The 5,956-nt window shown below is 33.0% G+C and carries 5 protein-coding genes; all 5 read right to left on the minus strand.

Features of this window, described 5'->3' with window-relative positions:
* Positions 1-243: 243 nt before the first annotated feature.
* Positions 244-672, minus strand: a complete 429-nt coding sequence (locus tag BM056_RS25230) for an amidoligase family protein (protein WP_092476248.1) — start codon at positions 670-672, stop codon at positions 244-246.
* Between the two features lie 116 nt (positions 673-788).
* Complete coding sequence (locus BM056_RS25235) at positions 789-1,172, minus strand: hypothetical protein (RefSeq protein ID WP_092476250.1); 384 nt, start codon at positions 1,170-1,172, stop codon at positions 789-791.
* A 107-nt stretch (positions 1,173-1,279) separates the two neighbouring features.
* A complete protein-coding gene (locus BM056_RS25240) occupies positions 1,280-2,536 on the minus strand; it encodes a site-specific DNA-methyltransferase (protein ID WP_092476253.1) in 1,257 nt (418 codons plus the stop codon).
* Between the two features lie 99 nt (positions 2,537-2,635).
* A complete protein-coding gene (locus BM056_RS25245; RefSeq protein ID WP_092476256.1) occupies positions 2,636-2,845 on the minus strand; it encodes a hypothetical protein in 210 nt (69 codons plus the stop codon).
* Positions 2,846-3,477: 632 nt separating this feature from the next.
* Positions 3,478-5,592 (minus strand): hypothetical protein, encoded by a 2,115-nt coding sequence (locus tag BM056_RS25250; protein ID WP_092476260.1) that lies wholly within the window; start codon positions 5,590-5,592, stop codon positions 3,478-3,480.
* Positions 5,593-5,956 lie beyond the last annotated feature (364 nt).

The raw sequence follows: 5,956 nt of genomic DNA on the forward strand, positions 1-5,956 counted from the left end.
AGCTTTTAACGATATCATGATTTGTCTGATTACGTTTCTTGCTGGAACCATTGTTCAGCTTAAAGATAAAGCATTACCAAATGTAGCTTAGTAGCAATGATTTAATATTTGCTTTGCTTTTTTGTGTCTGTTAATTGGGGTGATTTCTACTCTTTTTTAGAGTTAATTTGTTCAATTCCATCTTTACTTCAAATAAATAGGTTAATTTTGGTAAACCTATGCTTTAGTATGATATTCTCTTTTTTATGTCAGTTTAAAATTTTGAATTCTGCAATTGGCTCCAAAAGCCTTAAAAATTATCTCCTTCTTGCTTTCAAACAAATTCAATAAATTCTCTTTTGATTTCTCGCCATGTAGTGGGCCTTGAACGGTAACTGCCAATTTGCAACTGTGATTGATTATTACTTTTGCTTCCTCTAACGCCTTGAATACTCCGGCCAATTCTTCCCCTGGGCTGTCGGGTATACCTAAACCAACCTTGTAATCATCACCAGCTTCGCCTTCTTCTTTTTCCGGCTCAACTGTAGTATCCATAAAAACTGTCCAATCAGCAATATTGTATTGGTAGTTGAGCCCACCTTTGTAAATCGCCTTAGTATCCAGGCATTCACCGATAATGCCGGCAACTTCTTTCCGTGTGATTCCAGTCAAACCCATTTCAATCTTTAACATTTGAAACCCTCCATTTCTTTAATTTAAGCACCATCACATTAATCACTCAGAAGGCACATTAAATCAAGTTAAATGAAGGGTTTTGGGTGAATAAAATTATTTACTTCGTTAGATATTTAACTTTTTCTCTTTGCCTTATGTTCTTTAAATCTTTCTGATGTTACGTATATTATCATAGCTTCAACTATCTGTTTAATAGTTTGATAATTTTCGCCTTCATAATAAGCCGTTGCATTTCCACTATGGTATTTTGAGGGATCTGTTACTACACAAAAATCTGTGTTTTTTAATTTACTTTCTAATTCAAAAGCAATTTCCAAAGGGAAAAAAGCCCATAACTTACCGTCCCTATAATCAATGTTAAAAATGCTCTCTTTTTCCCCGGCATTATATTTTATATATGAGCTAACAAGGTTGTTGTCTTTATATATCACATTATTTTTTACTTCTTCAAGAGCTTTATCAATTAAGTTTTCTACTTTTTTGAATTCATCCGACATACAGCGATCCCCCTTATAATTTAAATACGCTTATTATAAACCGAATGATTAATTAGTCAAGTCTGGTAACTTTTTAAATAGCATATAAGAGATCTTATTTTTATAAATCAACTTGCTTCAACAACCTGCTCATTCTTTAAATCCGAGAATTTATACTGTTCCCCATCCCTTTCAATGATTACATCATCACAGTTTATGCCATCCTTATAATTTATCCAACGTTCAATAATCACCTGGCAGTATTTCGGGTCGAGTTCGGCACCAAAACAAATCCTATCCACATTATCGGCAGCAATCAAAGTAGTGCCACTTCCAAGAAATGTGTCTAAAACAATATCTCCATATTTGCTGGAATTTTTAATTATGTACTCAATTAACGGCACCGGCTTCATTGTTGGGTGGACATCATTGGTTCTCGGTTTATCAAAATTCCATATTGTGCTCTGTTTCCTATCACTATTCCAATAATGTGATCCAGTTGGCTTCCATCCAAAAATTGCTGGCTCATGTTGCCATTGATACGGTTGCCTTCCCATAACAAAAGTATTTTTCACCCAGATACAACATTGAGAATGTTTAAATCCTGAATCAATAAAAGCCCTTCTAAAAATTAATCCTTTGGCATCGGCGTGAAATACATAAAAACTTGCCCCTTCATCGGATATTTCATATATTCTCTTAAAAGCACTTAGCAGAAAATTATAAAATTCCTCATCATCCAGATTGTCATTTTGAATGGTTAATGAATCCTTTGTTTTCCCCACATATGAAATTCCATATGGAGGGTCGGTAACAGTTAGCTTTGCCTTTCTACCGTTCATCAATCTGGCTAAATCCTCACTCTTGGTAGAATCGCCACATATTAATCTGTGTTTGCCTAGCAGGATTATATCACCTAATTGAATTACCGGCTTATCAGGCACATCGGGAATCTCATCTTCCTCTTTCTTATCGTCCTTCGGCATAAATTCATCCCAAAGTTTCTCCGCTTCTGAGAAATCAAAACCGGTAAATTCTATGTTGAAATCCTTTCCCTTTAATTCATCCAGCAACTTTGCTAGTGATTCCATGTCCCAATCGCCGGAGATTTTATTTAAGGCAACATTCAAGGCTTTTTCCTTAGTTTTATCAATATCAATAACAACACAGTCAGCTTCTTGATATCCAAGTTCTTTTAAAACCTTAGCCCTTTGGTGGCCTCCAACAATGGTCATATCGCTATTAACAATTATCGGCTCCACATAACCGAACTCACTAATACTGTTGCGGATTTTCTCAAATTCAGCATCTCCAGGTTTTAAATCCTTTCTGGGATTGTAATCGGCATGTTTTAGAGCGTTTATATTAAATTTTTTAAATTCCATATGATTCTCCTTTCAAATTAAAAAGGGACACCACAAGGCATCCCTAATAAAATCTTATAAATTAATAATTTTTCCTTTGCTGCTGGGCATTCACGCCAACTATATAGTATACTGCCATGCTTCCAGAGAACTTAATATCAAATAACGCTCCTTTATGCTTACATAATCTTTTTCACCATTTTCAGTGATAGTACACAACTCTCCATTTATACGATAGATTTCAGTACCATCTCTTAAAGTTACTTTCCTAATCATAAACTCCTTCATGAATTTTGATAATCTCTCGTATCTACCAATATAATTTGCCATAATTTAATTAGTCCTCTCATTCTTTAATTTTAAAAATAAAAACTGCCCACTCAGAATTTGAATAGGCAGAATAGACAGTAAGGGTAGAGTGCTAGCAAAAACGCGCACCCCTAATTTTGTCAGTAAGCTAATTTAACCCGAATTTGTTGTATTTTTATTATTTCCTAACATAGAGTGCCTACCGGCGGTCGCCTGCCAGCGGGTCATGGCCGTATAAAAATTTTTCGCCTTTAGGGGGCGAAAAATTGTTTATCCGCCCATAATGGATTTTTTATTTTTATAATTTATACTGAACTGAACCATTGAATTTTAATTTTGCACGTTAATTTTTAATTTTATTTCTACCAGTGTATGGGGGCAAGCCCCATCCCCCAGTCAGAAAGGTAAAATATAAAATGAATCCTGAAATTAAAATGTTAAAAAGCTACTTTTTACTATATCATTCACACACCCATCAGAGAATAAAAATTTTTACCAAAGGTTACTTATACCAAATAGCCCCAAAACCCTTGATTTTATTGCCTTTAGGAAAAATCCCTCGGATAAAGTGTATATACTAATAATACAACTTGTCCATACTATATGCTTAAAATGCTGCTTAAAATGCTTATAAAACAATGATTTATAGTGATTTACTTTTTTCTCGCCTTTGGTAAATTTTTTTTAAATATCTTCTCGGCTTTATTATATGTAATTGATTGTATGGCCATAAAGTTTTTAACTTGTATATGCTGCACATATCGATATACGGTATCTGGTTGAAAAGGTTTAGAACGGGATTTTAGAGCATCCTGCAAACTCTTTAAACTTTTTATATCGCCTTCTTTCATTTTCTTTAGTTCGTTAATTATCGCAAACCAGCAACCCCCTTGCTTGGAAATAGTTGCATTATTAATTCCATTAAAATACTTTGGTAACCAATTCATTCTCTTTAAAGAATAATGCTTTGTAAGTCCTTTAATTAATCCAAGTCTATCTTCAAATAGCATATAGACATTTACATCTTTGCCTTCTCTTATACAAATCCTTCCAATTTGCTGAATACAATCAATAAGATATTCATTAAGTGCAGTGACCTTTGAGCTACCACTACCTATAGCGATTGTTTTATTTGTATAATACAATTCTCCCTTATTTAACATCCCAATAAATACTATATTTTTATATTCCCTAAAATCATTAACCCCTGTAGTTGCTGCGCCAAAATGCCTAACTGAAAAAAGTTTGGAATCCAATTTTAAAAATTTCAACATTTCATTAAAATCATTTTCAAAATTAAATTCATTCCCATACTTGTCTACAATTAATTTGTAGCAAATAATTAATGTTTTCTCATTTGTTGAATTAATTATATCCTGAACTTCCTGAGCAATTAGCTCAACATTCATTAAGTAGAAGTTCCTATCACCTATATAACTTCTATATTGCTCTTTTGATTTATCTGTCTTAATATTGTTTTTATACATTAAAGAACTTTTTGTCGTTTTTTGCGGACTATAATATAAATTAATCTTGCCATGAGTCATCTTATTTAAACCATTTAGGAAAACAACATTACTTTTTTTATAATCTTCGTCCAGTACTTCTCCATTTCTCGCGCTTGTTGCATCAAGAATAATAGTTTTCTCAAAGTGTTTTGTATAATTTTCAAGGTCGATGTACCTTATATAACTAAACTGCTTTTTATCATCTTTTCGCCAATTCCGGCTTGTTGTACCTCCATAATTTATAAATTTTTCTACTGCCACTAGGGTCTCGATATCCTCATAATCATCCATAAATATCCCGTATACAGTAGCATCAAATTCAAATTTTGGGTCATATGGAGATATCTTAACAATTGAGCCATCGGAGCGTTCTGGATATTGTAATTGATTTAAGTATGATCCAATTTTATTAAATTGCTCTTTTACTCCATCAGATAAACTAGATTTTCCTACTTTGGTTAGAATGGCTTCCCATTGATCAAGCAGTACATCTCCGATATCTTTGGTTTCTATTTTTTCGTCAATGATTAAAACTTTTCTTCCTGATATGCTATCGGCAATCTTATCCAAATCATTGCTTAAAAATAATCTCTGGTGAGTTATCACCATTACCGGATGGTTAGCCACAGTCCATCTGCTTAATTTTGCGCCACATGTCCTTGTGCAATTTTTGCATAAGACCGGTGAGTATTCTCTGTAATGATCAGGCATTTTGCCAATAAAATTCTTCTTCTCGTTGGGGTCTTCATATTCAACACAATCCTTATAGTTAAACCCCCTCAGCAATCTTGCTATAAAAATGTCCTCTTGTGGGAACTCATCAGCAAATCCATATTCCTTGTATTTTTCAATATCTCCATAATACAAATTTTCTAATTCTTTTTTGAGGTCAATGCTCCACTCTAATAATCCTCTTGTAAATTCAATATCTTTTATTCCAGCATTAATGCAAAACTCTCTTCCTTCTTGAAGTGTTTTTTTAACTATAACTGTTGAAAAATCTTTATCAATTTCGTAAATATATTTTATGAATTCCAGCAATAGAGTGGATTTACCCTCACCAATATCAAGATTAACCACAATTGGCTTATCAACTTTCACTTTATTTAAGAATAAACTTGCTAGTTTTTTTAAATTTTCTTCCTGCCTTCTGGGAATCACTCTGTTAATTGTTTTCTTAAAGTTATTAATAACATTTTTTACATGAGTTGTATAGCCAGGTGTTGGGATAACTAATTCCTTAATGTTCTTGCTCTCCATATATTCTGCTCCTATTTTGCTACTGGCTTATTGCATCTTTAAATGAGCCAATTGCATAATTCTAACCCCATAAAACACAAGGGCTCATTAAACATAGGAAGACAAATTTACCCTAGCCAAAAAAGTTAAAATATCTCAATAAAGCTGCCAAAAATAAAAGGTTTCACCCGATTGCTATAGAAGTGTTTTTCATTCCCACAACAAAAAACACAAGCGAGGTGAAACCCTACATGTATATTCTTGGTGGAATGCTTTTTTCCTTTGAAGTTTTAGTTAAAAATTTCGATGAGGAAGATAAACTATATCAAATTTTAAAGCAAATTGATTGTAAAGAAATTGAAAAATTAAATGGCTGTTATATTGG

The sequence above is a fragment of the Desulfotruncus arcticus DSM 17038 genome (assembly GCF_900113335.1).
Lineage (GTDB): Bacteria > Bacillota > Desulfotomaculia > Desulfotomaculales > Desulfallaceae > Desulfotruncus > Desulfotruncus arcticus.